At 60.5% G+C, this 25,320-nt stretch carries 23 protein-coding genes, 1 tRNA gene and 1 riboswitch; of the genes, 11 read left to right on the top strand and 13 right to left on the bottom strand.

Annotated features, from left to right (window positions below; all coding sequences use genetic code 11):
• Positions 1-33: 33 nt before the first annotated feature.
• From ACYU0X_RS13275 to ACYU0X_RS13245, 7 genes are all read right to left on the bottom strand, one after another.
• Positions 34-1,731 carry a helicase HerA-like domain-containing protein gene (locus ACYU0X_RS13275; RefSeq protein ID WP_461901161.1) on the bottom strand — a complete coding sequence of 566 codons (1,698 nt, stop codon included), beginning with the start codon at positions 1,729-1,731 and terminating at the stop codon, positions 34-36.
• 48 nt (positions 1,732-1,779) lie between these two features.
• Positions 1,780-2,544 (bottom strand): amino acid ABC transporter ATP-binding protein, encoded by a 765-nt coding sequence (locus ACYU0X_RS13270; RefSeq protein WP_418907285.1) that lies wholly within the window; start codon positions 2,542-2,544, stop codon positions 1,780-1,782.
• A complete protein-coding gene (locus ACYU0X_RS13265; protein ID WP_309405800.1) occupies positions 2,531-3,196 on the bottom strand; it encodes an amino acid ABC transporter permease in 666 nt (221 codons plus the stop codon). The genes ACYU0X_RS13270 and ACYU0X_RS13265 overlap by 14 nt, the downstream gene beginning before the upstream one ends.
• Before the next feature lie 90 nt (positions 3,197-3,286).
• Positions 3,287-4,090, bottom strand: coding sequence for an amino acid ABC transporter substrate-binding protein (locus ACYU0X_RS13260; protein ID WP_418907284.1), 804 nt, complete (start codon positions 4,088-4,090; stop codon positions 3,287-3,289).
• 158 nt (positions 4,091-4,248) lie between these two features.
• The gene (locus ACYU0X_RS13255; RefSeq protein ID WP_418907283.1) at positions 4,249-5,178 is read right to left on the bottom strand and encodes an AEC family transporter; all 930 of its coding nucleotides are present in this window, start codon (positions 5,176-5,178) and stop codon (positions 4,249-4,251) included.
• A 94-nt stretch (positions 5,179-5,272) separates the two neighbouring features.
• Positions 5,273-5,343 (bottom strand) — tRNA-Gly (locus ACYU0X_RS13250).
• A gap of 277 nt (positions 5,344-5,620) precedes the next feature.
• A complete protein-coding gene (locus ACYU0X_RS13245; RefSeq protein WP_418907282.1) occupies positions 5,621-6,082 on the bottom strand; it encodes an SseB family protein in 462 nt (153 codons plus the stop codon).
• Positions 6,083-6,193: 111 nt separating this feature from the next.
• Between ACYU0X_RS13245 and ACYU0X_RS13240 the strand changes: the two genes are divergently transcribed.
• Positions 6,194-7,900 carry a fumarate hydratase gene (locus ACYU0X_RS13240; RefSeq protein ID WP_418907281.1) on the top strand — a complete coding sequence of 569 codons (1,707 nt, stop codon included), beginning with the start codon at positions 6,194-6,196 and terminating at the stop codon, positions 7,898-7,900.
• Between the two features lie 359 nt (positions 7,901-8,259).
• On the top strand, positions 8,260-9,348 hold the full coding sequence (locus ACYU0X_RS13235; RefSeq protein WP_461901157.1) for an IS110 family RNA-guided transposase: 1,089 nt from the start codon (positions 8,260-8,262) through the stop codon (positions 9,346-9,348).
• A gap of 27 nt (positions 9,349-9,375) precedes the next feature.
• Here ACYU0X_RS13235 and ACYU0X_RS13230 read toward each other — a convergent pair whose 3' ends face one another.
• On the bottom strand, positions 9,376-10,257 hold the full coding sequence (locus tag ACYU0X_RS13230) for a M15 family metallopeptidase (protein WP_418907279.1): 882 nt from the start codon (positions 10,255-10,257) through the stop codon (positions 9,376-9,378).
• A 161-nt stretch (positions 10,258-10,418) separates the two neighbouring features.
• On the opposite strand from ACYU0X_RS13230, the gene dcd reads away from it, so the two are divergent.
• Positions 10,419-11,000, top strand: coding sequence for a dCTP deaminase (gene dcd, locus ACYU0X_RS13225; protein ID WP_309405809.1), 582 nt, complete (start codon positions 10,419-10,421; stop codon positions 10,998-11,000).
• Here dcd and ACYU0X_RS13220 read toward each other — a convergent pair.
• Together ACYU0X_RS13220 and ACYU0X_RS13215 are read right to left on the bottom strand one after the other, a co-directional pair.
• A complete protein-coding gene (locus ACYU0X_RS13220; protein WP_418907278.1) occupies positions 10,997-12,313 on the bottom strand; it encodes an MFS transporter in 1,317 nt (438 codons plus the stop codon). The two genes, dcd and ACYU0X_RS13220, sit on opposite strands and share 4 nt — an antisense overlap.
• Positions 12,314-12,419: 106 nt before the next feature.
• Positions 12,420-13,430, bottom strand: a complete 1,011-nt coding sequence (locus ACYU0X_RS13215) for a Gfo/Idh/MocA family protein (protein ID WP_418907277.1) — start codon at positions 13,428-13,430, stop codon at positions 12,420-12,422.
• Positions 13,431-13,757: 327 nt separating this feature from the next.
• Here ACYU0X_RS13215 and ACYU0X_RS13210 point away from each other — a divergent pair, with 327 nt between their 5' ends.
• From ACYU0X_RS13210 to mnhG, 6 genes are read left to right on the top strand one after another with little or no spacing between them, the layout of a single operon-like run.
• Entirely contained in the window at positions 13,758-16,739 is a 2,982-nt protein-coding gene (locus tag ACYU0X_RS13210) for a Na+/H+ antiporter subunit A (RefSeq protein ID WP_461901155.1), read from the top strand.
• Positions 16,736-17,185 carry a Na(+)/H(+) antiporter subunit C gene (locus tag ACYU0X_RS13205; RefSeq protein ID WP_418907275.1) on the top strand — a complete coding sequence of 150 codons (450 nt, stop codon included), beginning with the start codon at positions 16,736-16,738 and terminating at the stop codon, positions 17,183-17,185. Before ACYU0X_RS13210 ends, ACYU0X_RS13205 begins: the two co-directional genes overlap by 4 nt.
• On the top strand, positions 17,185-18,789 hold the full coding sequence (locus ACYU0X_RS13200) for a Na+/H+ antiporter subunit D (RefSeq protein WP_461901153.1): 1,605 nt from the start codon (positions 17,185-17,187) through the stop codon (positions 18,787-18,789). The genes ACYU0X_RS13205 and ACYU0X_RS13200 overlap by 1 nt, the downstream gene beginning before the upstream one ends.
• Positions 18,790-18,805: 16 nt before the next feature.
• On the top strand, positions 18,806-19,429 hold the full coding sequence (locus tag ACYU0X_RS13195; RefSeq protein ID WP_418907273.1) for a Na+/H+ antiporter subunit E: 624 nt from the start codon (positions 18,806-18,808) through the stop codon (positions 19,427-19,429).
• On the top strand, positions 19,426-19,695 hold the full coding sequence (locus tag ACYU0X_RS13190; protein ID WP_418907272.1) for a monovalent cation/H+ antiporter complex subunit F: 270 nt from the start codon (positions 19,426-19,428) through the stop codon (positions 19,693-19,695). The genes ACYU0X_RS13195 and ACYU0X_RS13190 overlap by 4 nt, the downstream gene beginning before the upstream one ends.
• Positions 19,695-20,081 (top strand): monovalent cation/H(+) antiporter subunit G, encoded by a 387-nt coding sequence (gene mnhG / locus ACYU0X_RS13185; protein WP_418907271.1) that lies wholly within the window; start codon positions 19,695-19,697, stop codon positions 20,079-20,081. The genes ACYU0X_RS13190 and mnhG overlap by 1 nt, the downstream gene beginning before the upstream one ends.
• Positions 20,082-20,103: 22 nt before the next feature.
• Here the strand turns inward: mnhG and ACYU0X_RS13180 are convergent, their stop codons facing one another.
• Positions 20,104-20,355: a DUF4235 domain-containing protein gene (locus ACYU0X_RS13180; RefSeq protein ID WP_309405824.1), complete on the bottom strand. Its 252-nt coding sequence runs from the start codon at positions 20,353-20,355 to the stop codon at positions 20,104-20,106.
• Between the two features lie 76 nt (positions 20,356-20,431).
• A riboswitch (TPP riboswitch) is annotated at positions 20,432-20,554 on the top strand.
• Between the two features lie 78 nt (positions 20,555-20,632).
• Here ACYU0X_RS13180 and ACYU0X_RS13175 point away from each other — a divergent pair.
• Positions 20,633-21,256: an ECF transporter S component gene (locus ACYU0X_RS13175; protein WP_461901151.1), complete on the top strand. Its 624-nt coding sequence runs from the start codon at positions 20,633-20,635 to the stop codon at positions 21,254-21,256.
• Positions 21,253-23,586, top strand: coding sequence for an ATP-binding cassette domain-containing protein (locus ACYU0X_RS13170; protein WP_461901150.1), 2,334 nt, complete (start codon positions 21,253-21,255; stop codon positions 23,584-23,586). The genes ACYU0X_RS13175 and ACYU0X_RS13170 overlap by 4 nt, the downstream gene beginning before the upstream one ends.
• An 84-nt stretch (positions 23,587-23,670) precedes the next feature.
• Here the strand turns inward: ACYU0X_RS13170 and ACYU0X_RS13165 are convergent, their stop codons facing one another.
• Both ACYU0X_RS13165 and ACYU0X_RS13160 read right to left on the bottom strand, forming a co-directional pair.
• The gene (locus ACYU0X_RS13165) at positions 23,671-24,372 is read right to left on the bottom strand and encodes a type 1 glutamine amidotransferase domain-containing protein (RefSeq protein WP_418907268.1); all 702 of its coding nucleotides are present in this window, start codon (positions 24,370-24,372) and stop codon (positions 23,671-23,673) included.
• Between the two features lie 232 nt (positions 24,373-24,604).
• Entirely contained in the window at positions 24,605-25,192 is a 588-nt protein-coding gene (locus ACYU0X_RS13160) for a TetR/AcrR family transcriptional regulator (protein ID WP_418907267.1), read from the bottom strand.
• Positions 25,193-25,320: the final 128 nt, after the last annotated feature.

Below are 25,320 nucleotides of genomic sequence, written 5' to 3'. Positions count from 1 at the left end.
CGAGTTGCTAAACGGCCGGGTCACGCATCGCAATTACCAGCGCCGCCGGCGCCGGCGGCGGGTGCCGAACATACCGCGCAATAGTTCGCGACCGAGGGTGTTGGCCGCGTCCATGGCAAAGTCCATGATGGGATTGCCCTGCTCCTGAGGCTTTCCCTGAGCGGGTGGACGCGGACGTTGCTCGGTGGTGTTGCCAGCTCGTTCCGGCGCGCTGTGCGCATCATTAGGGATTTCGCCGGCCGGGGGAATAGACACACGGCGGCCCAGGATCGATTCGGCGATACGTTGAGCTTCCTCGTCGATGGATCCGGCACCACCGCTCCCGTTCGGGGCCGCCGGCTCGCTTTCGGGTGGCGCGGTTGGGGACGCTGGTGTTACCCGGGTGCCGGAGAGTAATTCATGGGCAGAGTCACGGTCTTGCACTGCAGCGTAACGTGCGGTGAGCGCCGAGGATGCAATGAGCTCGGTCTTGAGCCCGGCATCGGGTACCCCGATACGTGAGCCCGGCGAACTTAGCCGAGTCAGCGCACTGGGTGTTGGCACGCCACGTGGGTCTAAAACCGAGATGACCGCTTCGCCGACCGAGGCCTCGCGTAAGGCACGGGAAAGGTCTAGGGGCCCGGTGGGGAAGGTGGAGACCACGGCCTTGAGGTCTTGCGCATCCTTGGGCGTAAATACACGCACCGCATGCTGGATGCGATGGCCGAGCTGCCCCAGAACCTCTTGGGGGATGTCGCTGGAAGATTGTGAAATAAAGAAGAGTCCCACCGACTTGGACCGGATGAGCCGCACCGTGGAGGTAATTGCGTCCATGAATGCCTTCGAGGCATTTTCGAACACGAGATGTGCTTCATCGATAAAGAACACGAGTTTCGGTTTTTCAAGATCTCCGGCTTCGGGGAGTTCTTCGAAGAGCTCGGCGAGCAGCCAGATCATGAAGCTTGAGAAGACCAGAGGCTTGGATCGTAGCGAGTCAACTTCCAGGATGTTCAGCACCCCGAGCCCGTCATCGGTCAGCGAGATCAGGTCGTGCACATCGAATTCCGGTTGCCCGAAGAATTGCTCCAACCCCTGCGCTTGAAGCATGGTCACGCCGCGCAACAGGACCCCGGCGGTTGAGGCCGGTAACCCTCCTAATTCGCGTAGGTCCGCTTCTCCCTCGTCCGAAAGCAAGTGAGCGATAACGGCCTTGAGGTCTTTGAGATCGTCCAGTGGCAAGTCGCGCTGGTTTGCGAAGTGAAATACCAATTGCAGGCATTGTTCTTGCGTGTCGTTCAGTTCCATCACACGCGAGAGCAAAATCGGTCCAAAGGAATCGAGCGAGGCCCGAATCGGCGCACCGTTGCCGGAACCGGCCAGCGAAAGGAACTGCACCGGGTTAGCGCGAGCTTCGAACTGGACACCAATCGAGGAGAGCCGGGCCGTGAGTTTTTCGCTCTGTTTGGCCGCCTGGGCTAAGCCGCCGAGATCCCCTTTAATATCCGCGAGGAAGGCAGGAATCCCGGCGGTGCTGAGCTGCTCGGCGATCACCTGCAGGGTCACGGTCTTTCCCGTACCGGTAGCCCCGGCGATCAACCCGTGCCGGTTGAGCATGCGCAAGGGCAGCCGGATGCCTGCCTTCGGGTCGGGCTGACCGTCGAGTAGGGCGGCGCCAAGAAAAAGGGCTGGGTCGGTAAAGGAAAAGCTTTGCTTCAACGACTCGGCTGCGTGTGCCGGAACATTCTCGCTCATGTGACATAGCTTACGCATTTGCCCGGCGTGTGCTAAGCCAACGCGCTATTAAAACGGGTTGAGCAGGCGTTGAATGAAGTTTCGAGTACGCTCTTGACGCGGCTCGGTCAGCACCTGTGCCGCGGGCCCCTCCTCGACGACGACACCCTGGTCCATGAAGACCACACGGTCGGCGACATCGCGGGCGAAGGCCAGCTCGTGGGTGACCAGCACCATGGACCACCCTTCCGCGGCAAGTTCCTTGATCACGCGCAACACTTCGCCAACGAGCTCTGGATCCAACGCACTGGTGGGCTCATCGAAGAGCAACAAATCGGGCTTGAGCATAAGCGCACGCACAATACCGACGCGCTGCTGCTGTCCGCCGGACAGCGATGAAGGGTACTCATTGGCCTTCTCGGCCAGTCCCACCCGATTGAGAAGCGCTTGGGCTTCGTTCATCACCTCGTCCTTGGGGCGCTGCTGCACCTCAAGAGGACCGATGGTGATATTTTGCAGCACCGTGAGGTGGGGGAAGAGGTGATGGCCCTGAAACACCATGGCCGAACGTTGACGCAGCACCGTGGCCTGCTTGGCTGTGGTTTTGGCGCCGAAGGTGACCTCTGGCCCGCCGGTAAACCCCACGGTGCCTTGATCCGGGCGTTCCAGACCGTTGAGGCATCTAAGCGCGGTGGTCTTCCCGGAACCAGAGGGGCCGATGAGGGCCACGACCTCACCGGAACCGACGCTAAAGGAGATGCCGCGTAACACCTCATTTGCGCCAAAGGACTTGTGAATGTTCTCGACGAACAGCAGCGGGCTAGTGGGCGACATACTTTTCCAATCGGCCTTCGAGACGGTTCTGGTACATGGACAGCAGCAGGCAGATAACCCAGTAGATTACTGCCGCCTCCATGTAGAGGACCATGAATTGTAGGGTGCTGGCCGCGATTTCCTGGGCCTTGCGGAACATCTCGGTAACGAGGATCAACGAGGCCAGCGAGGTGTCTTTGACCAGTGAAATGAAGGTGTTCGACAGTGGCGGAGTCGCCACGCGCAGGGCTTGGGGGAGGATCAGCCGAAACAGCGTGCGGGTATGCGACATGCCGATGGTGTAGCCCGCCTCCCACTGCCCGCGGGGTACCGACAAGATCGCCGCGCGAATGATTTCAGCGGCGTAACCGGCGACATTGATGCTGAAGGCAATGATGGCGCTAGGCCACGGGTCGATGGTTGCACCGAGCGAGGGAAGGCCATAGAAAATCACGAAGAGCTGCACGAGCAGCGGGGTGCCGCGAACCGCTGAAATGAAGGCCCTAGCAATACCGGAAAGCACCGCGTTGGAGCTCATGCGCATGAGGGCGATGATCAGTGCCAGCACCATGCCCAGCGTGAAGCTCAGCAGGGTTAGCGGAATAGTGCCGATCAGTGCCCCGCGCAGCAGCGGCCACAAGGAATCAAGCGCAAGCTGCCCAATGGAGTCCATGTATCTCCTCAAAATTCAGGTGCACGTGCCACTGGCCCCAGGATCGAGTCCGTGGGGCCAGTGTAGTGCGCCGCGTTAGATCGTGCGCTGTTACTTGCTGATGTCTTCGCCGAAGTACTTCTCGGAAATCTTTGCCAAGGTGCCCTCGGAGCGAAGCTCATCGAGAGCGTCATCGATGGCATCGCGGAGCTCGGCAGAGTCCTTACGCAGGGCCACGCCCGCCTTGTTCTTCTCCGGGGCTTCCGCAGCAATCTTGATGGACTCATCCGGCTGCTGCTTCTGCGAGTCCAAGTAGGAGAGCTTGTCGTTGATGGTGGCGTCGACACGGCCCTGCTTGAGCAGGGTCAGGGACTGTGCCCAGCCTTCGACCGGTTCCACTGTGGCGCCAAGTTCCTTGGCCGCTTCGTACCAGTTGCTGGTTTGCGACTGGGCGGTGCGCTTGCCCTTGAGATCCTCGAAGGACTTGATCTCCGTGTTATCCGAGGCGGTGACCACGACGCCGGTGGTCACCGAGTAGGGCTCGCTGAACAGGTAGCTCTCTTGGCGCTTTTCGTTGATGGTGACCTGGTTGGCAATGGCATCAAAACGCTTTGCTTCCAGGCCGGTGAACACCGCATCCCATTGAGTTTCCTTGAAATCCACCTTGACGCCGAGCTTCTCACCCACCGCCTGCATCACCTCAACGTCGTAACCGGTGAGCTTATCGCCCTCGTGGTAGCTAAAAGGGCGGTAGGTGCCTTCGGTGCCGACGGTGAGCACGCCCGACTCTTTGACCTGCTCCAACGAGTTGGTTCCTGGCGATGCCGAGTTACCTTCGCCTGTCGAAGAACCGCAAGCGGTCAGGGCCAAGGCCAAGGTGGCCGCCGATGCGATCAGGGAAAGGGTGCGCTTCATTAGGTGCCTCGCAGTGTCGTAAATGAATCAAAGGTGTACCGCTGAGAACGGTCAAGCCGTCGCCAGTATTCCGCAAGATTCCTCTGTCGCACCCCACTAGGGCAAAGATGACGTCATATTTCTCAATATGAGCTCGTCGGCTATCTGCCGCTAAGCGGCTAGATGCCTAGCCACCACGCCAAAAGCATCATCATTGGGATGGCGCAGACCGTGGTCAGCAGTACGGTATCCTTCGCGATCACCACGCCCCGTTCGTAGCGGGATGCCGTCACGAAGATATTCTGCGCAGTCGGCAGACCGGCCATGATGACAGCGGCAACAACCAGCGGCATCGGTAGCCCGAAGACGAGCGTGGCAAGAACCCACGCGATCGCCGGCTGGATCAGCAATTTACAGAGGGTGCCGATCAAGACATCGGCCCGTCGACCCTGCGCCTTCTCCAATGGTTTCGAACCCACGAGCGAGATGCCGAAGGCCAGCAGCATGGCGGGAATAGAGGCTCCAGAGATCAGTTCGATCGGTTGCAGGATCTGTTTGGGTAGCTGTATGTTGGTCAACGCCACAATGAGCCCCAGCAGGGAACCAATGATCATCGGGTTACGGGCCGTCGAGGCGATCATGGCCAAGACGGTAGTCCGTCTTTTACTGGTCGTAGCATCGAGCATCGCCAGATTGATCGGCTGGTAGAGCGCCAGCTGAAAGAGAATGATGGGTGCAGCCTGCGCCGCGTCGCCAAGCACGTAGAGCGCAATGGGTAGCCCCAGATTGGCGGAGTTCACGGTGGACGAGGCCATGGCCGCGACAATGCGTTCACTGGCACTACGTTTGAGCCACTTGGCGGTGATCAGATGGAAAACCGCAGCAGTGGCGAAGGCGGACAGTGTCGCAATCCATAGCAGCGGGCCGAGCACTGCGACCGGGTCGGACTCCGCCAAGGTCAGGAACAGCAGGGCGGGGCTGGCCACGAAGAAGGTCAGGCGATTCAAGACCCAGCGACCTTGATCGCCCAGCACCCCGGTGCGGCCCACAAGATAGCCAACGGCGATCACAATCCAAATAATGGAAAAGCCGGATAACACCCCGGTCATGCACCGCTCCTCTCGAACGGGCGGCCTGGACGCTATCGACCAGCCGAAACCAAAAAAATGCCGGAACCTTGGCGGTTCCGGCATCTAGTATGCGAGCGGGCGACGGGAATCGAACCCGCGTATCGAGCTTGGGAAGCTAGCGCTCTACCATTGAGCTACGCCCGCACATGCCGCCTATCGTTTCCTGAGGCAACATCGAAAACACTAGTCGATCGGTAGGTGGCGCGCAAATTCACAAGGCTATGTGGCGCCTTAATGAGGAGCAGGCGGGAACCTATTCGGTTCCCGCCTGCAAGGCACCGGACGGCCTAATGGCGGTCCAGGCAACTTTAGGATAACCCAAGGTTCGCGGTCGGCGAAATCCTCCGTTCATCCATTGGTTAACGTCGCTTCACGCTGGGTTCACACTAGGAAAAGCGCGAGCGTAGATCCTGGAGTTCGGTTAGGCCGTAGGTGGGTTGAAGAAGCGCTCCTTCAGCGCCTGGACACCCCTAGCGGGCACTTCGAAGCTGAGGCTGTCACCGGGGTTGACCACGAATCCCACCGAATCAAGGGACTTGACGATATTCGCCCCCTGAATCTTCACCCCATAGGGGCATTCGTCAATGTAGGCGTCGGGGATGCGCTCGGGGGAGGTGAATACCACGACGAGACTTTCGCCGGCAGGGTTCGTCACCACCATGGGCTGAGCGTTCTTGTTCTCGCCCGTTACCGGCTCACGGCTGAGGAAGTACACCTCAGCGGTCATGAATGCGCTCATCACCGAACCGGAAAGCTCAGGCTTGTTCTGCCCGGCCTGAATCATCATTTCGAAGTGCGTGGCTGCCTTGGAACGATCCTGCTCCGTGGGAGGCTGCTGGTCGCTGTCTTGTGCCGCGTCGGCGTCGTTATGCTCGGTGCTCATAACCCCCAGCATGTCGCGTACGTGACCAGCGACGCAAACGCCAACTAAGGAAACGACGGGTGAATCGCTAGACTGGACGATGAGCATTCATATTCATTTCAAGGACTGAGCATGCCTGAATTCCGTTATGAGGATCTTTTGCCGATCGGCGAAGATCAGACCGAATACCGCAAGATTTCCTCCGAGGGCGTCAGCGTCGTCGCCGGACCGGACGGTAAGAACTTCCTGCAGGTGTCTCCCGAGGCGCTCGAACTGTTGGCAGAAACCGCCCTGCACGACATCTCGCACTACCTGCGCTCGGCGCACCTGCAGCAACTGCGCAACATCCTCGATGACGAGGAAGCCAGTGCAAACGACAAGTTTGTGGCCCTAGACCTGCTGAAGAACGCAAATATTGCCGCCGGCGGCATCTTGCCTATGTGCCAGGACACCGGTACCGCCATCGTGATGGGCAAGCGCGGTCAGCGAGTATTGACCCAGGAGCAGGACGAGATTTCCCTCTCCCGCGGCATTTACAACGCCTACACGAAACTGAATCTGCGTTACTCCCAGTTGGCTCCGCTGACGACGTGGGAGGAGAAGCAGACGGGTAACAACCTGCCCGCGCAGATCGATCTGTATGCCGACACCAAGGTCGGTCACGACACCAGCTACAAGTTCCTGTTCATGGCCAAGGGCGGCGGAAGCGCCAACAAGTCCTTCCTGTATCAGGAGACCAAGGCCATTCTCAACGAGAATGCCATGCTGAAGTTCCTCGATGAGAAGCTTCGGTCGCTGGGTACCGCGGCCTGCCCGCCCTACCACCTGTCGATCGTGATCGGCGGCACCAGCGCCGAAATGGCGTTGAAGACCGCAAAATACGGTTCGGCCAAGTACCTGGACAACTTGCCTACCGAAGGTGCCATGACCGGACGCGGCTTCCGCGATACCGAGCTGGAGGAGAAGGTTCTCGAACTGACCCGCAACTTTGGCATCGGCGCTCAGTTTGGCGGCAAGTACTTCTGCCATGACGTCCGCGTGGTGCGTTTGCCGCGCCACGGCGCTTCGCTGCCGGTAGCCATTGCCGTTTCGTGCTCGGCCGACCGGCAGATGCTCGCCAAGGTCACGGAGGAAGGCCTCTTCGTCGAGCAGCTGGAAACCGACCCGGCGCGCTTCATGCCCGAGGCCTCGCACCCGGCCGTGGCAGAGCACGATGATGCCACCGACGGTGTCACCGGTACCGGAGGATCCTCGGTGGTAAAGGTTGACCTGAACCAGCCGATGGATCAGATTCTCGAGCTCCTGACCCAGTTCCCGGTCAAGACCCGCTTGTCGCTGACCGGTCCCTTGGTTGTTGCCCGCGATATCGCGCACGCAAAGATCAAGGAGCGGCTGGATGCGGGTGAAGAGATGCCGCAATATTTGAAGGACCACCCGGTCTACTACGCGGGTCCGGCAAAGACCCCAGACGGCATGGCTTCTGGCTCCTTCGGACCAACCACCGCAGGGCGCATGGACTCCTACGTGGAGCAGTTCCAGGCCGCCGGTGGTTCGAAGGTCATGCTGGCCAAGGGCAACCGTTCAAAGCAAGTGACCGACGCCTGCAACTCCCACGGCGGGTTCTACCTCGGTTCGATCGGTGGTCCGGCCGCACGCTTGGCGCAGGACTGCATCAAGAAGGTCGAAGTCATCGAGTACGAAGAACTCGGCATGGAAGCCGTGTGGCGCATTGAGGTCGAGGACTTCCCGGCGTTCATCGTGGTGGATGACAAGGGCAATGACTTCTTTGAAGCCACCAGCAAGCCCACTTTCACTGGAATTCCGGTGCGTGCCAAGTAGGCGGTAAACAACGAAGGGGTACCCAAACCAGATGGTTTGGGTACCCCTTCGCTGTTAAAACGCTGTGAGTATGGAGGTAGCTGGTCTGGGACTAGCTGGCAGGATAAGAACCAGCCGCCCCACCCCGAGGATGTGACTCATTAAAACGCTGACCCGAAAGGTGTCATCCGATGGATCTGTCCATCTGATCGGGGTGGGTCGGCCGGAACCAATCCGGCCCACCACGGTGACTTGATCAGAAGATTGTCCACCCCTTTCTAGGGGCGTGACCCATCACAGTGCTGTTCCGTAGTGACCCTTACCCGGACTGGTACCGGCCGTTCACGGCCGACCATGAAAATCCAGGAAAGGAAAGTACGGTGACCGCACAACCTATCGTCGCTCATTCTTATCCATTTGTCGTGGGTGTCGACACTCACGCACGCAACCATGTCTACGCCATCATCAACGCAAGCAACGGTGCGTTGCTCGATACGCAGTCATTTCCAGTGACCAGTACTGGGATTAACCGGGCCATCGCCTGGGTCGCGCGACGAACCGAAGGCAACGCAGACACCCTGTGGGTGATCGAAGGGACCGCCACCTACGGGGCAATCCTTGCCGGCACGGTCGCCGCCCATGGATTCCCCGTCACCGAGGCACCGCGCATGAGCAAGAAACAGAACCGTGGCGTGGGAAAAACTGATGCTTTAGACGCCCACCGAATGGCGGCAGCTTCCCTGCCGTTACCGGTAGAGAAGCTACGCCATCCACGGCTGATTGAAGGGATCCGCCAAGGATTACGGATCCTCGTCACGGCACGCAGCTCGATGGCGAAAGACCGTACCAGGGCCATGAACGCTCTAAACGCCCTGGTACGCAGCAACGAGTTGGGGATTGATGCCCGCAAGAAGCTCACCGGCAGCCAGATCACTGAGATCAGCCGCTGGAGAGAGCGGGAAGAAGAGCTGTCGCTGCGGATTGCACGGTCTGAAGCAGTACGCCTGGCCAAACATGTCATGGACTTGGACCAGCACCTAGCGACCAATGAGCAGCAACTAGACGAGCTGGTCAAAGCCAGCGAAGCAGCACCCTTACTAAATGAAATCGGGTTCAAGGCAATCACCGTAGCGAAATGCTTCGTCGCGTGGTCCCATGAAGGGCGGGTGCGCAATGAAGCGGCATTTGCCTGTTTGGCAGGAGTAAATCCGATTCCTGCATCGTCCGGGAATACGATCAGGCACCGACTTAATCGAGGCGGTGATCGGTCGTTGAATGCTGCCCTACACTTGGCGGCGGTGACACGTATGACTCATGACGAAGAGACACGTATCTATGTCGAGAAGCGTCAGGCTCAGGGGAAAACTGATCGGGAGATCCGCCGATGCATCAAACGCTATCTCGTCCGTCGAATTTTCAAGATCTTCAGTGTTTCAGCAACATTTGACCAAGCTCCAGTTACGCCTTGACAGACATAGAAGAATCTGTCGCTACCTTTAGAAGCCGAAGCTCCAGTCACGGAAGGGCGGCAAGAAACGCAGAACGAGCAGATCGTCGATGGAGGAGTTCTCGGATGACTTCTGCCGCGCGGTGGTGGACTCCTCCTGCTCGTCCTTCTCGTTCTTTGGCTCGGCTGGTTTCGAGGATTCGGACTTCTCGCCCGCTTTTTCGGCGTCTTTGGCCGACGTATCTTCCTTCGCCTGCCCCTTGAGCAGATCGATATATTCCTCGAAGGTTGACACCTTGCTAGCTTCCATCGCCTGGGCGTGCTCGGTACCGATGTATCGGACGTGCCACGGCTCGTACTTATAACCGGTGGTAGCTTCTTCACCTTCTGGGTAACGGATGATCAGCCCATAGTCGATGGCATGCGTTGCAACCCAGAGGCCGGCGGCGGTATCCCCAAAGCAGGCGTGAAGCTGGCACTTCCCGCTGCTGTATCCAACATCTGCGGCGAGGCCGAGCTGGTGCTCGCTCGTGCCGGGGCGGGCCGAGATGCGCTCGGCGTAAGCGGTGCCGTACTGATTCTGGTACTTCGCGAAGAGCGTCGCTTGACGGTTGTAGGAGCGGTAGGCGCTGATGAGCTTGATGGGATGACCTGCAGCACGCGCGTCGGCGATGAGTTGCTCAACGGCTTTGGCGGCGTCGGCACGAAGTTTGTCGCTGGAACCCGGGACCGTGACCAGATTCTCCGGGACGTAATCTTCCGGGGACAGCTGCGTGGTGGGGTTGATCAGCGCGATCAGACTCGACGGGTCGCTGAAATCGGACTGTCCAACGCTAGGTAAGTCTGTTGGTGCGGCCTGCGCCAAGCTCGCCGAACCCAAGAGCAGGGCGACGCTGGTAAGAGTGGCGGCAGCCGTGGACTTCAATCGCATCGTTGTTATATTCCTAGGTGACTCAGCGCGGTGATGTGCAGGCCTAGAATACCGGGCAAACCTTGGGATCGGGTGAACAAATTTTGGCCGTAAGGGTCGCCGGTGCCGACCAGCGACGACTCTGTTACCTAGAAAGCCCCATCGGCAGGTAAATTTAGAGCGTGCTGTATTCAGATGGTGACATTAAACGAGAAATTTCCGCCGGTCATATTGGGCTCGAACCCTATGACCCGGCGATGGTCCAGCCGGCGTCCGTGGATGTGCGCCTAGACCGCTATTTCAGGCTCTTCGATAACCACAAGTACGCACACATCGACCCGGCCACCGACCAGCCCGAGCTGACTCGCTTGGTCGAGGTCGATCCGGACGAGCCCTTCATTCTGCACCCCGGCGAATTCGTGCTCGGCTCCACCTACGAGGTGGTGACCCTGGGAAATGGCGTGGCCGCACGCTTGGAGGGTAAGAGCTCGCTAGGTCGCCTCGGCTTGCTCACGCACTCCACCGCAGGCTTCATTGATCCGGGATTCTCCGGTCACGTCACCTTGGAGCTATCCAATATGGCGACGCTGCCCATTAAGCTATGGCCCGGTTCAAAGATCGGCCAGCTCTGCTTCTTCCGGCTCACCTCAGATGCCGAGCACCCTTACGGCTCGGGGGCTTACGGCAACCGTTATCAGGGACAGCGTGGCCCCACGGCTTCGCGTAGTCATCTGAACTTCCACCTGACCACACTGGAAAACTAGGCCGCAGCGCGCTGCGGGGAACGTATCGGGAGCAACAGTACGAGGCCAAGGAGCAGTACTGTCAGAATCCCGAGGATCCCGTAGCGCTGTGCATGGCCCGGGGCGACGACACTGCTCGCCCACCCAATCGCCAAGGCCAGAAGTCCCGGCCCTAAAAACGATACGGCCCGCCCCGTTGTGGCATAGAGGCCGAAAAGTTCGCCCTCACGTCCTGCCGGAGCTAAGCGTGCTAAGAAGGCACGCGAAGAGGACTGTGCAGGTCCCACGAAGAAGGTAAGTAGTAGCCCGAAGATCCAGAATCCGGCGGGGCCGGGGGAGAAAAAGACACCAAGCCCGGCGATGAGCAGCCCGATGAGCGAACCGGTGATGACCGCCTTAGGGCCGATGAGGTCATCCAACCAGCCGCCGATGAGTGCGCCTGCGGCTGCGATCACGTTGCCGATAATCGCGAAGATGATCACCTCTTCCGGTTTGAACCCGAAGGTGCCTGAAGCTAGGACCCCACCGAAAGTGAATATCACTGCCAACCCATCGCGAAATACCGCCGAGGATCCAAGGAAAAATACGGCGTTGCGGTCTTCGCGCCAAAGATCGCGGATTTTGCCGAAAAGCACTGAGTAGGAGCGGGAGAGCGGGATCCTCTCGCTGTGCGTGGCTGAGGTTTTCGGGATGATAAAGAACAATGGCAACGCGAACAACAGGAACCAGCCAGCGCTAAAGAGCGCTACCAAACGGATATTCAAGGAGGCCTCGGTGTCTGCGCCGGGCCAATCGAAGAGTGGTTTCACGAAACCAAAAAGCACGATTGTCAGGGCCAATATCCCGCCGACATAACCCATCGCCCATCCGAAACCCGAAACCTTGCCAACGGTGTTCGGTGTGGAAATCTGGTTGAGTACCGCGTTGTAGTTAACCGTCGCAAATTCAGAGAATAGCGACATGAGGGCGATCAGCGCCGCGCCCAGCCACAGGAAGCGCTCATCGGGAAGTACAAAGAAGCAGGCAGCACAGGCGGCAACTGCCAGAATCGAATTAATGATCAGCCACCGATTGCGGCTGCCAGCCGCATCGGAACGCATGCCGGTGACCGGCACGAGCAACACTATGCAGATCCCTGCCAAGGTCATGGCTTGAAACAGGACGTACGTTGCATGATCGCTACCGCCGAAGGCGTTGCTGGTCAGGTAGACGGTAAAGACAAACGTCGTCATGACCGCGTTGATGGCTGCTTGGCCCCAGTCCCAGCTAGCCCAGGCCCACGTCACGCGGTTCATCCAACCTGCTGTGGGGCTTGGGGTGGGTGCTGCGGTCATCCGATTATCCATGGACGAATGCTACCGGCTAGAAGCGTCGGGATGGTGAATAGCCGGTGCCTGTCGGGTGTCCGCCGGTACCCTCGCATGCTCGAGCCGGTGAGTCCTAGCTTCGGTCCGCGGCATAGCGCAAGTCAATCTGCCGGCGAATCTCATCGAGGAGTTCCATGATGGCGATGCTTTGGGCGGACGGCAGCAAGTCACTCTGGGTGCGTCCGGTCTGAATGAGTTGTTCGAGTTCGGCCGCCTGGAATTGCATGCCCCGGCCGGTGACTGACTGTTCGAAGCGCTCGAGAACATTGTCCATCCGGTCGTAGACCGTGAACGAGGTCGGCGTGTACCACACGGATTCGATGTCGATCCATCCCTCGGTGCCGATGACCACGGCCCGGTTCGCCCCGGGCGCATCGAGTTCGCAGTCGAGCATCGCTTGTTCGCCCGTGGGGTACTGGAAGATCGTCGCGGTTTGGCGGTCAACTCCGGTGACGGTCATCGCGCTACTGGCCTGAATCGAACTGGGAGTACCCAACAAGTCCACCGCGAACGAGACCGGGTAAATTCCTAGATCGAGCAGTGCGCCGCCACCAAGCTCCAGCGCGTTGAGCCGATGCGTTGGATCGGTGGGCAAACTCTGGTTGTGGCTAGCGACGACCTTACGTAGCTGGCCAATCATGCCGTCGGCCACGATCTGCCGAATGCGCGCCATATGTGGCAGGAAGCGAGTCCACATGGCCTCCAGTGCCACGAGGCTGCGCTGCTGGGCTAGGCCGATAACCTCCCGGGCTTCGCGCGCGTTCATGGTGAAAGGTTTCTCCACCAAAACATGCTTCCCTGCGTTCAAGGCGAGGAGTGCGTGCTCGTGGTGAAAAGGATGTGGTGTGGCTACGTAGATGATGTCGACCGAGGGGTCTGCCACGAGCTGTGCATAGCTTTCATGCGCGGTGGGAATGCCGAATGTCTGGCTAAAACGCTCACTTGCGTCCTTGGTTCGGGAACCGACGGCCTGAACGCTAAACCCGTTCTCGAGCAAATCCTGAGTTTGTAGTCCTGCAATGAGCCCTGTGCCCAGGATGCCCCAACGTAAACGGCCATCCGAGGTGCCGTGATTAGCGGTCATGGGTCCATCCTTTGCTGATGTTGTGTTCGGCTAGCCTGCGATTCGTCCGTGGCGGATCGTGAGCGTCCGCCAGCGCACCGACGTACTGGGTGCGGTACCTATCTTCTGGGAGCCTAACCTAGTGAGACTCATCTGCGTAGGGCTAGCGGGCCGCAGCGGTGGAGTGGCCGGGCTATTTTCGGTCGAATTGTGACGCACCCGAACAAGGCTGGGACCCGTAACTCCCAGTCGCAGCGGAAAACTTGCCCATCTGGCTGATAAAATAGATAATCCGGAGCACTCCGGACGTTGGACTCTGACCCCGCTCACCGTCGACAGAGGAGACGCATGCTTCTGCTACTGACAGCCCTTTTCGCGTGCGCCTTGTTGAGCCCGTTGATTTTCCGTCTCGCCAAGCGTAACGCGTTCTACATGGTGGCAGTGGTTCCGGCCGCGGGATTTATCTGGTTGCTCACCCAGCTTCCGAAAGTTCTGGCGTCCGACCCGAGCGCCGGACATGCAGCCCCGAACGCACCACCGTCGATCAGCATCGACTGGATTGTGGCCCTCAACATCGGCTTTAACTTCCGCCTAGACACCCTTTCCGCGGTGCTTTTGCTGCTGATTCTTGGTGTTGGCACCCTCGTGCTGATCTACTGCGGGCGCTACTTCAAAAATGACGATCCGCAGATCGGTTCCTTCGCCGCAAAACTCGTAGCCTTTGCCGGCGCCATGACCGGACTTGTCACCGCCGATGACGTGATGATCATGTTCATCTTCTGGGAAATCACCTCGGTGCTGTCCTACCTGCTTATCGGCTTCAGCCAGTCACTGATCAGCGCGCGCCGCTCCGCGTTGAGCGCACTGGTCGTGACAACCTTCGGCGGCCTCGCCATGCTTGCTGGGTTACTCATGCTTGGAGCCCAAGCCGGAAGTTACCAACTCTCCGAAATCCTGGCCGTATCGAGTCAGCTGGTGGCCGAGGGCGGTTACATCGACGTAGCGGTGGCGCTGATCTTGTTGGGCGCGTTGTCCAAGTCGGCACTGGTACCCTTCCATTTCTGGCTACCGGGGGCCATGGCCGCGCCCACCCCCGTCTCGGCCTATCTACACGCAGCGGCCATGGTCAAAGCCGGCGTATATCTGGTGGCTCGCTTGGCCCCTGGATTCGCGGAGACCACCTTCTGGTTGCCGCTGACCGTGGGACTGGGCTTGGTCACCATGCTGGTGGGCGGTTACCGGGCTCTTCGTCAGTACGACCTCAAACTGATTCTTGCTTTCGGAACCGTCTCGCAGCTCGGGTTTATTATTGCCATATTTGGCTTGGGGACCCCGGATGCCGGATTCGCTGCGCTCGCGTTGACACTCGCTCATGGCCTATTCAAGGCCACGCTGTTCCTTGCCGTTGGCATCATCGACCACAACACCGGTACGCGCGACATCCGCCAGCTTTCCGGTCTGGCCAAGAGCATGCCGGTTTTGACCGTGACCGCGGGCATTGCCACGGCTTCGATGGCTGGGCTGCCGCTCATGCTCGGGTTTGTGGCCAAGGAATCGGTGTATGAGGCGGCGCTGCACCTCGACGCCACGCTACGACTATGGGTGCTACCGGTGATTGTGCTGGGATCGGCGCTGACCATGGCGTATTCGCTACGTTTCATCATCGGGGCCTTCGGCCCGTCGAAACGGCAGAAAACGCCCACCGCTTGCAAACGACCCACCCTGATCTTCCTCGCCCCGCTATTTGTGCTGGCGGCCGCGACGATCGTGCTGGGCCTCTTCCCGGCTCCGGTCGAGCACCTGGTGCACAGCGCTGCGGGGGCATACGGCGGGCCGGTGGAAGTCCATCTGGCTGCCTTCTCCGGATTCAACACCGCCTTGGCACTCAGCGTAGTCAGCGTCGCCGTGGGCGTGCTGTTCTTCTGGCTTCGGCAGCGTAGTGATACCGGAGCGCCGCTGCGTCGACTGGTGGTATCCGCCGAGGAACTGTATCGCGGTAGCGTAAACCTGCTGGACAAGGTCGCGATTTGGGTCACCGGTCGCACGCAACGTGGTTCGCTGTCCTTCTACCTGGGTGTGATTCTGCTGGTGGCGCTCGTGGTGCCGCTCGGTATCGCACTACTGGTGGCCACCCCTTGGCCGACCGAGTGGGTGCTATTCGACCATCCGGCACAGGCCGTTATCGGAGCAATCATTATGGCCGGGGCACTGATTGCCATCGTGGCCCCGAAACGCTTCATGGCCGTGCTGATGGCCTCGGTCAGTGGCTACGGGATGGTGGCCATCTTTGCCCTACAGGGGGCACCGGATCTGGCGTTGACTCAGCTTCTGGTCGAAACCATTGTCTTGGTCTCCTTTGTGCTGGCCTTGCGTGCCCTGCCGCGGCGTCTCTGGGTCGGGTTGACCAAGATTCATTGGGGTCGCGCGGCGATTGCCATCAGCCTGGCGGTGATGGTTGTGTACATCGCTATCGGCATGATGGCCGCACGTACCGAGGCCCCCATTTCCTTGGCCTATCCGGATTTGGCGTATCACGAGGGGTACGGCAAGAACATCGTGAATGTCGCCCTGGTGGATATCCGTGTGTGGGACACCTTCGGAGAAATCACCGTGCTCGCCGCGGCGGCCACCGGCGTGGCCTCGCTGATCTTCGTGACCCGCAGCTTCGGTGCGAAGCGCCTACGTGCTCACGAGGTTCAACCCGGGTCGATCGATCACGGATCCGAACCGATTGGCAGTCGGGGTGCCGAGCGAGAGCTTGGCCTGCATGTGGCCCGCCAATTCGGCCGTTCCGCCAACCGTGACTGGTTGATGGCCGGTAGTACGCTCGTCGCCGAACGACGCTCGATCATCTTCGAGGTGGTTACCCGCCTGATGTTCCACTCGGTACTGATGCTCAGCGTGTACGCCCTGCTCACCGGGCATAATACGCCCGGCGGCGGTTTCGCCGGTGGGCTCATCGCCGGTTTGGCACTGACGATTCGCTACCTGGCCGGTGGACGCGTGGAGCTGGCCGAATCCATGCGAGTCGCCCCGGGTCTACTGATCGGTGGTGGCTTGGTACTGGCGGGCATATCCGGCATCATTCCGCTGCTAGCGGGCGACGCAATCTTTACCACCTACGCGTGGGAATTCTGGTTGCCGATCTTCGGCGAGCACAAGTTCGTCACCTCGACCATCTTCGACATTGGAGTGTTCCTCGTGGTTCTCGGGTTGGTACAGGATGTCCTGCGGTCGCTGGGTAGCGAAATCGATATGCTCTCCGAAGGGCGTTCACCGGTCGAGCCACACGATGTCGTGGCCTCTTCACAGACGGGAGTCGGCCGATGAGCGTGAACATCACCTTCCTGGCTATTACCGGGGTGCTACTGGCCGCAGGCTTCTACCTCGTGCTCGAACGCACCCTGACCCGAGTGTTGCTGGGCATCATGTTGCTCGGCAACGGGGTGAATCTGCTGATCCTCACCACCGCCGGACGGCTAGGCAAAGCACCACTCTTTGAAGCGGGGCTCGACCCGAACGTCTATGCCGACCCGTTGCCGCAGGCCTTGATTTTGACCGCGATCGTCATCACCTTCGCCGTCACCGCATTCTTGCTAGCCATGATCTATCGCTCATGGATGCTGAACCAGGCCGATGTGGTGGCCGATGACACCGAAGATATTAAGGTCTCGCTCTCCAGCGCCTACGACGAAGAGGAAGATGCCCCGGTCGCCGCGGACACCACCGAATTCGTTGACGAAGAGGGTCGTCCGGTCCGTGAGGGAGAAGAATAGTGAACGTTGCACAGCTCGCCCCGCTGGCCGTCGTGCTACCGATCTTCGGCGCCGGTGCCGCCTTCTTGGTGCGCCGGAAGATTCGCCAACAGCGCGCCATCACCATCGGCATCCTCGCCGTCACCATGCTTCTGGAGGCCGGGATGCTGGCCGCCACCTGGAATGGCGAAACCTATGCGGTGCATATTGGAGGATGGGACGCTCCCTTCGGCATCGCCCTGATGGTCGATGGCTTCTCAAGCTTCATGCTCTTGGTGTCCACGCTGGTGTCCATGGCGGTGCTCCTCTACGCCACGAGCCAGGGTATCGCCGATGGTGACGAGCAAGGGCCGGTGTCGATCTTTCACCCGACCTACCTGATCCTGCTGGCGGGGGTGTCGAATGCCTTCATGGCCGGGGATCTGTTCAACCTCTATGTTGGCTTCGAGATCCTGCTGACCGCCAGCTATGTGTTGTTGACCCTTGGGGGCACCGCCGAGCGAATCCGTGCCGGTGTCACCTACGTGGTGGTATCGGTCGTTTCCTCGGTTTTGTTCCTCACGGCCATCGCCATGGTCTATGCGGCAACCGGTACGGTGAACCTGGCTGATTTGGCGGTGAAACTGCCCGAACTAGACGAAGGTCCGCGGCTGATCCTGCACTCTTTGCTGCTGATCGCTTTCGGCATTAAGGCGGCGGTTTTCCCGCTCTCCTTGTGGCTACCTGACTCCTACCCGACCGCCCCGGCGCCGGTAACCGCGGTATTCGCCGGATTGCTGACCAAGGTCGGCGTCTACGCGATTGTGCGTTGCGAAACGCTCCTATTCCCGGGAGGGGCGCTGAATCAGGCGCTACTGGTGGTCGCCGCCTTGACCATGGTGGTCGGTATCCTCGGTGCCCTGGCGCAGACGGACTTCAAACGTATGTTGTCCTTCACCCTGACCAGCCACATTGGTTATTTGATTTTTGGTGTTGCGGTGGGCACCGAATTGGCCGTCGCCGCAACGATCTACTACGTCGGGCACCACATCATTGTGCAGACCTCACTGTTCATGGTGGCGGGGCTGATTGAACGTCGTGCCGGCAGCGCCAACGTGCGCAAGCTGGGTTCGCTGGCGAAGATTTCTCCGGCGTTGACCGTCTTGTTCTTCATCCCGGCGATCAACCTCGGCGGCATTCCACCATTGTCGGGCTTCCTTGGGAAGCTTGGACTTCTGCATGCCGCGGTGGAGACCGGGGGAGCGCTGAACTGGCTGGTGATCGCCGCTGGTTTGCTCACCAGCCTGCTGACCCTACTGGCCATTATTCGCGTGTGGGCCCGTGTGTTCTGGCGACGTGCCGCCGATGCCGAGGAGCCCACCGAGTCACTGGTGGCCGAAGCCAAGGAGATCAGCGACCTGACCTTCCAGGGTGGCGCCGAGCGCCCACAGTTGGGCTCGACCAAGGCGCGGGAAGTCGAAGCCAACGCCCTGCCGTGGGGAATGCGTTGGGCAACTGCCTCACTGGTGGTCGCGGGATTGGCCCTGACGGTTTTCGCCTCACAGGTTTTCGCATTCTGCCAGCGCGTCGCCGCAGAACTGCTGGCACGTGAACCGTACATCACCTCGATCTTGACCGGGCAGTAGGAAGGGAGTGGGAACCATGGAGACTCCAAATAGCAAAGATCAACGCATCGATGATGCGCTCGATCCCGTTGGCATACGTCACCGTGCCACCCTGCGCGAAGAATGGCCGCTACTGATCCTGCTGGTGTTGGTGTGGGGTGCTCTCTGGCGAGATTTTTCGCCGGGGAATCTGCTCTTCGGTGCGCTTATCGCGGTGCTGATCACCACGCTCTTCCCCTTGCCCCCGGTGGTGCTGCCGGGACGCTTGAACCTTTGGTACTGCCTCAAACTGTTCGTGTGGTTCATTGGTGAAGTGGTAGCCGCCAGCGTCCATGTTGCGTACCTGGCCCTGTTCAAGGGGCGGGCGACTCGTAGCTCGTTGATCGCGGTACCGCTGCGCACCGAGTCGGATCTGATCGTGATGACCGTGGGGCATGTGCTCACCCTGATCCCCGGGTCCTTCGTCGTTGACGTGGACCGACGCAGCTCCACGTTGTATCTGCACTACGCGGATACCGAGGATGAGCAGGCCGTGGAGCGGGCGCGAACCCAGATTCGCGATATCGAACGCCGATTGATCATGGCCATAGGCAGTAAGAGCGAGTACGAGGCAATCAAAGCCGAGTGCGGACCGAAGTTTTCGGCGAGGAAGGCACAATGATGACCGAGATAGTGATGTGGGTATGCGGCTCGGTGTTATCGGTCGCCTTGATCCTATGCGTCATTCGCGTGGCGAAAGGCCCCTCGATCCTCGACCGAGTGTTGGCCTTGGACGTGATGCTTTTGATCGTTTCGGCCGCGGTCTGCCTGGAAATGTATTACAACCGGCACCTGGATAACGTGCTTTTCGTCGTGGTCGCGTGCACGGTGGGCTTCATCGGTTCGGTGACCGTCTCACGCTATGTAACCGATCAGAGGAACGCCTGATGGACGCCTTTCTGGATGTGCTCGCTGCCGTCTTCCTAATCATTGGTTGTCTGCTGTCTTTGGTGGCTGGTATCGGTTTAATGACCTTCCCCGACTTGCTCACCCGCTTGCATGCCGCGACCAAACCACAGGTACTGGGGTTTCTGCTGATCTTCATTGCCCTGGCCATCCACCTACGCTCTTGGGCCGTGGTGCCCGTGCTGGCCTTGGCCTGGGGGATGCAGTTGCTGACCGCACCGGTCTCCGCCCATATGATCGGCCGCTCGGGCTACCGCACGAAGCACGTGAGTCACAAGTCGATCTATAGTGATGAGCTCGCCGCAGCGATCCGCGCGGTTGAAGCCGAACAGCGGCATGACCAAGGCCCGCCACCGGAACAGCAGTGACGGGCCTTAGGCTACGTAAAAACTACTTCTTCGTGAGCTTCGACAGCGCCTTATTTGCGCCGCGGTCGGCGATCACCTGAATGACTGCGGCCACCGCTGCGGAGAATACGGCAAAGGAGATTGCCTGACGCATCGTGGCCTCGGCCTGCGCATCCTTTCCGCGTGGGGCATCGTTGCCGGTGAAACCCTTCCAGGTGCGATCCACCAGCTTCGTGGCCAGTGCACCGGCACCGAGTGAAACCAACATGGTGACGATTTTAGAAACGGCGTTCATCGTGCTCCCTCTTGTTCATATCCGGTCCTCTGCTTACCCGTCTCCAGCTTACCTGCGCTAAGCTTGGGGCGCAGAACCATTCCGACAGGGGAGCGCCATGTCCTTTAACAAGGACCAAAGGCGCTGAGAGTGCGATAGATCGCAGACCCTCGAACCTGCTCCGGCTAATACCGGCGAAGGAAGTCGAGCATCTCGGATGCGGAAACCCGTTTCGGCCCATTTAATAGGACGCGCGGTTTGCGTACATCCCCCCTCCTTATCTCAGGAGGAGACCATCATGAGTACTTCAGCAATTAAGCCCCGTGCCAGTTGGCGCGTGGTAGATATCGTCATCGCCTCGGCCATCGCAGTGGCCTCCGGTGTGGTTTTTTGGGCGTGGAACGCGAGCTACGGCTTTGTATCCCTAGGCTTCGTCGCCTTCCCGCCAGCCGCCGCCTTCGTTTCGGGCATGTGGCTTTTCCCGGCAGCCCTGGGCGCCTTGATTATCCGCAAGCCCGGTGCCGCTTTGTACTGTGAAATGCTGGCCGCAATCATCTCGGCCTTGCTGGGTTCCCAATGGGGACTGACCGTCCTGCTCTCCGGGCTCGTACAGGGTCTGGGCGCCGAAGTAGTCTTCGCGGCCGTGCGCTACCGGAAATTCGCCCTGCCCGTGGCACTTATTGCCGGGTTGATGTCCGGATTCTTTGGAGGGTTCACCGAGGCCTACGTACTGGCCTACTACGAGGCCTACACCCCGTTCATGAAGTTCTTCCACGTACTGGCCATGTCGATCTCCGGCATGATCATCGCTGGACTATTGCCATGGCTGGCCACGCGTGGCTTGGCCCGCACCGGTGCGTTGGGTGCGCTAGCTAGTCGTCGAGCCCACCTTGAAGGGGCCTGGCGGGGACAGAGTCGATGAGTGCCGGGCTGGGGGAACAGCGTCCTGCGACGGTGCGCACCCAAGCCTTGGCCGTCTCTGCCGAGAACTTCGGGTGGCGTCATGCCGAACGTGAGCAGCCCGCACTTCAAGGCCTCAACCTTCGTATTCCCGCAGGGCAGAAGGTGCTGCTGCTCGGGCCCTCGGGGGCCGGAAAGTCCACGCTGCTCTATGCTCTGGCCGGCATCCTCGAAGTCGATGAACTGAGCGAAGCCACTGGGTCCTTACGGGTGGGAGGCCAGGATGTCTTTAGCGCCAAGCAACCGGTCGGGCTCATGCAGCAGGACCCGGAAACGCAGATTGTGCAATCTCGGGTTGTCGACGATGTTGCGTTCGGCGCCGAGAATCTTGGCATGGACCCGGAACTCATTCGCGAACGGATCACCCCGGCGCTGCAGGCCGTGGGCCTGGGCGCCCTCGACGGGGAGCACCGCACCGCGCACCTCTCCGGTGGACAAAAACAGCGCCTAGCGCTCGCCGGGATCTTGGCCATGGAGCCGGGGTTGATGCTGCTGGACGAACCCACGGCCAATATCGACCCCGAGGGTGTGCCCGCCCTACGCGATGCGGTACTTTCGGCCGCCGAGAGTACCGGCGCTACGTTGATCGTGGTGGAGCATCGGCTCGAGGCTTGGGCCGATGCGGTAGACCGCGTGGTGGTGCTGGCCCCCGGAGGCGGCGTTGCCCACGATGTTGACCCGCAGGCACTGTTCAGCGACCGGCAGTTGCGCGCCGAGCTGAGCGCTGCCGGCCTCTGGGTGCCGGGCATCGTCCCGGAGACCACCGTGTTTGCCGGCACCCCGGGGGTGGAGCTATTGCATGCGCAAGATCTCGTTGCCGCACGCTCGGCGCAGGCACCGAAGACCGCCGCAGTGGATCTGCAGATTCGGGCCGGAGCTGCCTACTGTATTCGAGGAGCCAACGGAGCCGGGAAATCCACCCTGGCGCTGACCCTCGGAGGGCTGCTCGAGCCTTCCAGCGGCACCTTGCGAGCCAGCGAGGACCTTGCCGGGGAACTTTCCGAGCAACCCTTTAGTTGGAAGGCCGGAAAGCTCATTGCGCGCATTGGAACGGTGTTCCAAGAGCCCGAGCACCAGTTCGTCACGCAGAGCGTGCGTGAAGAGCTGGAGTTTGCCCCGCGCCGGGCCCACGCCGCCGATCCCGCGGCGCCGGCCTTCGACGAAGAGCGGATCGCCGCCCGAGTTGATCAGTTGCTGCGCCGCTTGCGCCTCGAAGACCTCGCGGAGGCGAATCCCTTCACCCTCTCCGGTGGGGAGAAACGTCGGCTGTCGGTTGCCACCGTGCTGGCCGCCGACCCGCAGGTGCTGATCCTCGATGAGCCCACCTTTGGACAGGACGCCAATACTTGGCGAGAACTGGTGCAGCTACTCATCGAGGCTCTCGAAGCCGGCACCGCGGTCATTGCGGTAACCCACGATGAGCAGTTCTCCGCGGCCCTAGCCTCCCAAGAATTGCAGTTGCCGGCGCCACGTGAAACTTCTGAGGCCACCGGACGGCCGGGCCCAATGCTCGATGCGCCGTTGGGGGAGTCATGGTTGGCCGGTATCAATCCGCTGGCGAAGCTTGCCGCGGTGGCTGCCGCCACCCTGCCGTTGGTGTCCACCATGGACTGGGTCTCTGCCTCTGTGATTATTGTGGCGACCCTGGTGGCACTCCCGCTGGCCGGACTGCGCCTGCTCTCGTTCCTGCGCCGGGCGTGGCCGCTACTGGCCGCTGGCGCGGTGGCCGGCTGGGGTGTGGCGCTGGTGGGCGAGGACGCCGGCCGAATCCTGTTGCATCTTGGGGTGTTCACGGTGACCGAGGGCTCGGTGGCCGCCGGTGCGGCGACCGGGCTGCGAGCTATCGGCTTGGCGATTCCCATGGTGCTACTCGTGGCCAGCACCAATCCGAGTGATCTCGGCGGGGCGCTATCTCAACAACTGCGAGTGCCGCACCGTTTCGTGTTGGGCGCGCTGGCAGGGATGCGCTTACTGGGCCTGCTCACCGAGGAATTCACCACGCTGGCCTTGGCCCGGCGGGCCCGAGGTGTCGGGAACTTCGGTTCGCCGCGGCAACGCCTACGAGCTCAATTGGGTCAGTGTCTGGCGCTATTGGTGCAGGCGGTACGGCGTGCCTCGCGGCTGGCGGTCACCATGGAAGCCAAGGGCTTCGGTACCGGGGAACGCACCTGGATTCGTAGCGTGCACTTTGGGCTGCGAGATCTTCTGGTGATCGTGGCCGGAGTGGTGCTCGGCGCCGGAGCCATTGCCGCGGCGTTGGGCGCTGGGACCTTCCACCTGGTGTGGAGTTAATCCAGCGATGCGCTCGGAGCAATGACAGACAACTAATGCGGCACCCGGTACCTCAAAAGGCTCGGGTGCCGCATTTTTGTGTCTTTATACGCTGGCCGGTGTTTCGAGCAGTGCGGTGACCTTCTGCGCGGTCTCCTTGGCGGAGCTGGGGTTTTGGCCGGTGACCAGCCGACCGTCGGTTACGGCGTAGGAGACGAAGGGCAGCGTCGCCTTCTCGTAGAGCGCGCCGCGCTTCTTCATTTCTTCCTCGGCGTTATACGGCACGAGCTTATCGACCCGGGCCAGCACTTCTTCTGTCCACGCGAAGCCGGTGACCTTGCGGTCGGCTACGAGCAAGGAACCATCGGAAAGCGTCGTGTTGAGCAGCCCGCAGTATCCATGGCAGACCGAGGAGACGACTTTACCTTGCTCCCACATCTCGCGGGTGATGCGCTGCAATCCCTCGCTATCCGGGAAGTCAAACATGACGGCGTGGCCCCCGGTGAAGTAGATCGCGTCATAGGCTGAGGAGTCGATCTGCTCGGGGCGCAGCGTGTTTTCTAGTAGCGCCATGCGTTGCGGATCGTGGTGCCAAGCCTTGGTGGCCTTGTCATAGCTCGGAAATTTCAACGACCGCGGTTCTAGCGGCGAGGCTCCGCCCAGCGGGCTGACGATATCCTGCGCGAAACCATGCCCGGCAAAGACTTCCCAGGCGTGAGCGAGCTCCGAGAGCCAGAGCCCGGTCGGGTGCGACTCATCGTCGTAGTGTGCAACGTTCGTGACGACGTGCAGAATGCGTTTGGTCATGAGGATCTCGTTTCGATGATCGTGGGGTGGCGTTGGTGCAGAACCGGATGATGCGGCGATGGGTGGACAGTAACTCGTTTGAGGGGCAAGTTGCTAGGTGTCTCGATAACTCGCAAGGCGGGCACAGCCAACGGTGGCACGAGGCGTCCCGAAGAAATTTGCAGTGCGTATCGGCAGACTACGAATGGATGTGAGCGCTGTCAACACCTTGCGTCCTGCACTACTCGGCTCGCTAAGGCTGGCCCAGCGCAAGGATCGCCAGTACTGCATCTCGCACCCGAGCGGCCACCTCCTCGGTCGGGGCAGGGCGATACTTCCCGTCGAGGTGGAGGAACGCCAGCCCGTGCGCTAAACCCCAGAGGGCGGTGGCCAGTTCCGCTGAGGCCTTCGCCGGCAGCATGCGCTCAAGTGCCTCGTTGAGGACCGTGTGGAGTGCCTGAGAGGCTTGGACGCGCGCGCTATCGCTTTGATCGCATTCGTTGCCGAACATGAGTCGGAAGACCGCGGGGCGACGCAAGGCAAAGTTCACATAGGCGACCCCGAGCTCGGCCAGTGCTTCAGGTGCTGCAGTCACGTTGGTGTGCGAGGCCAGTGTCTGTGCTAGCTGCTCGCGCAGGTCCTTGAATCCTTCGACGGCCACGGCGGAATCCAACGCTTCTCGATCCGTGAAATGACGGTAGGGCGCGGTGGGGGAGACTCCGGCTCGTCGCGCGACGGCGCGAAGCGAGTAAGGCTCGCCCGACTCGAGTATGTCGACCGCCGCGCTAATGAGCGCGGTACGTAGATCCCCATGGTGGTACGAACTCTTCAATGTTGACACTGCTAACCTTCCCGTCTACGCTCAAATGTGAGCACTGCAAACATACCGCATGTGCTTGGGGAAGTCATGCCGATCGTGATGGTTAGCTAGCCCGCTGGGGCAGTGGCCGCACGGGAGCCTTGGAGTCG

Source organism: Glutamicibacter sp. X7, from assembly GCF_054889245.1.
This window is presented reverse-complemented; position numbering and strand designations above follow the sequence as displayed.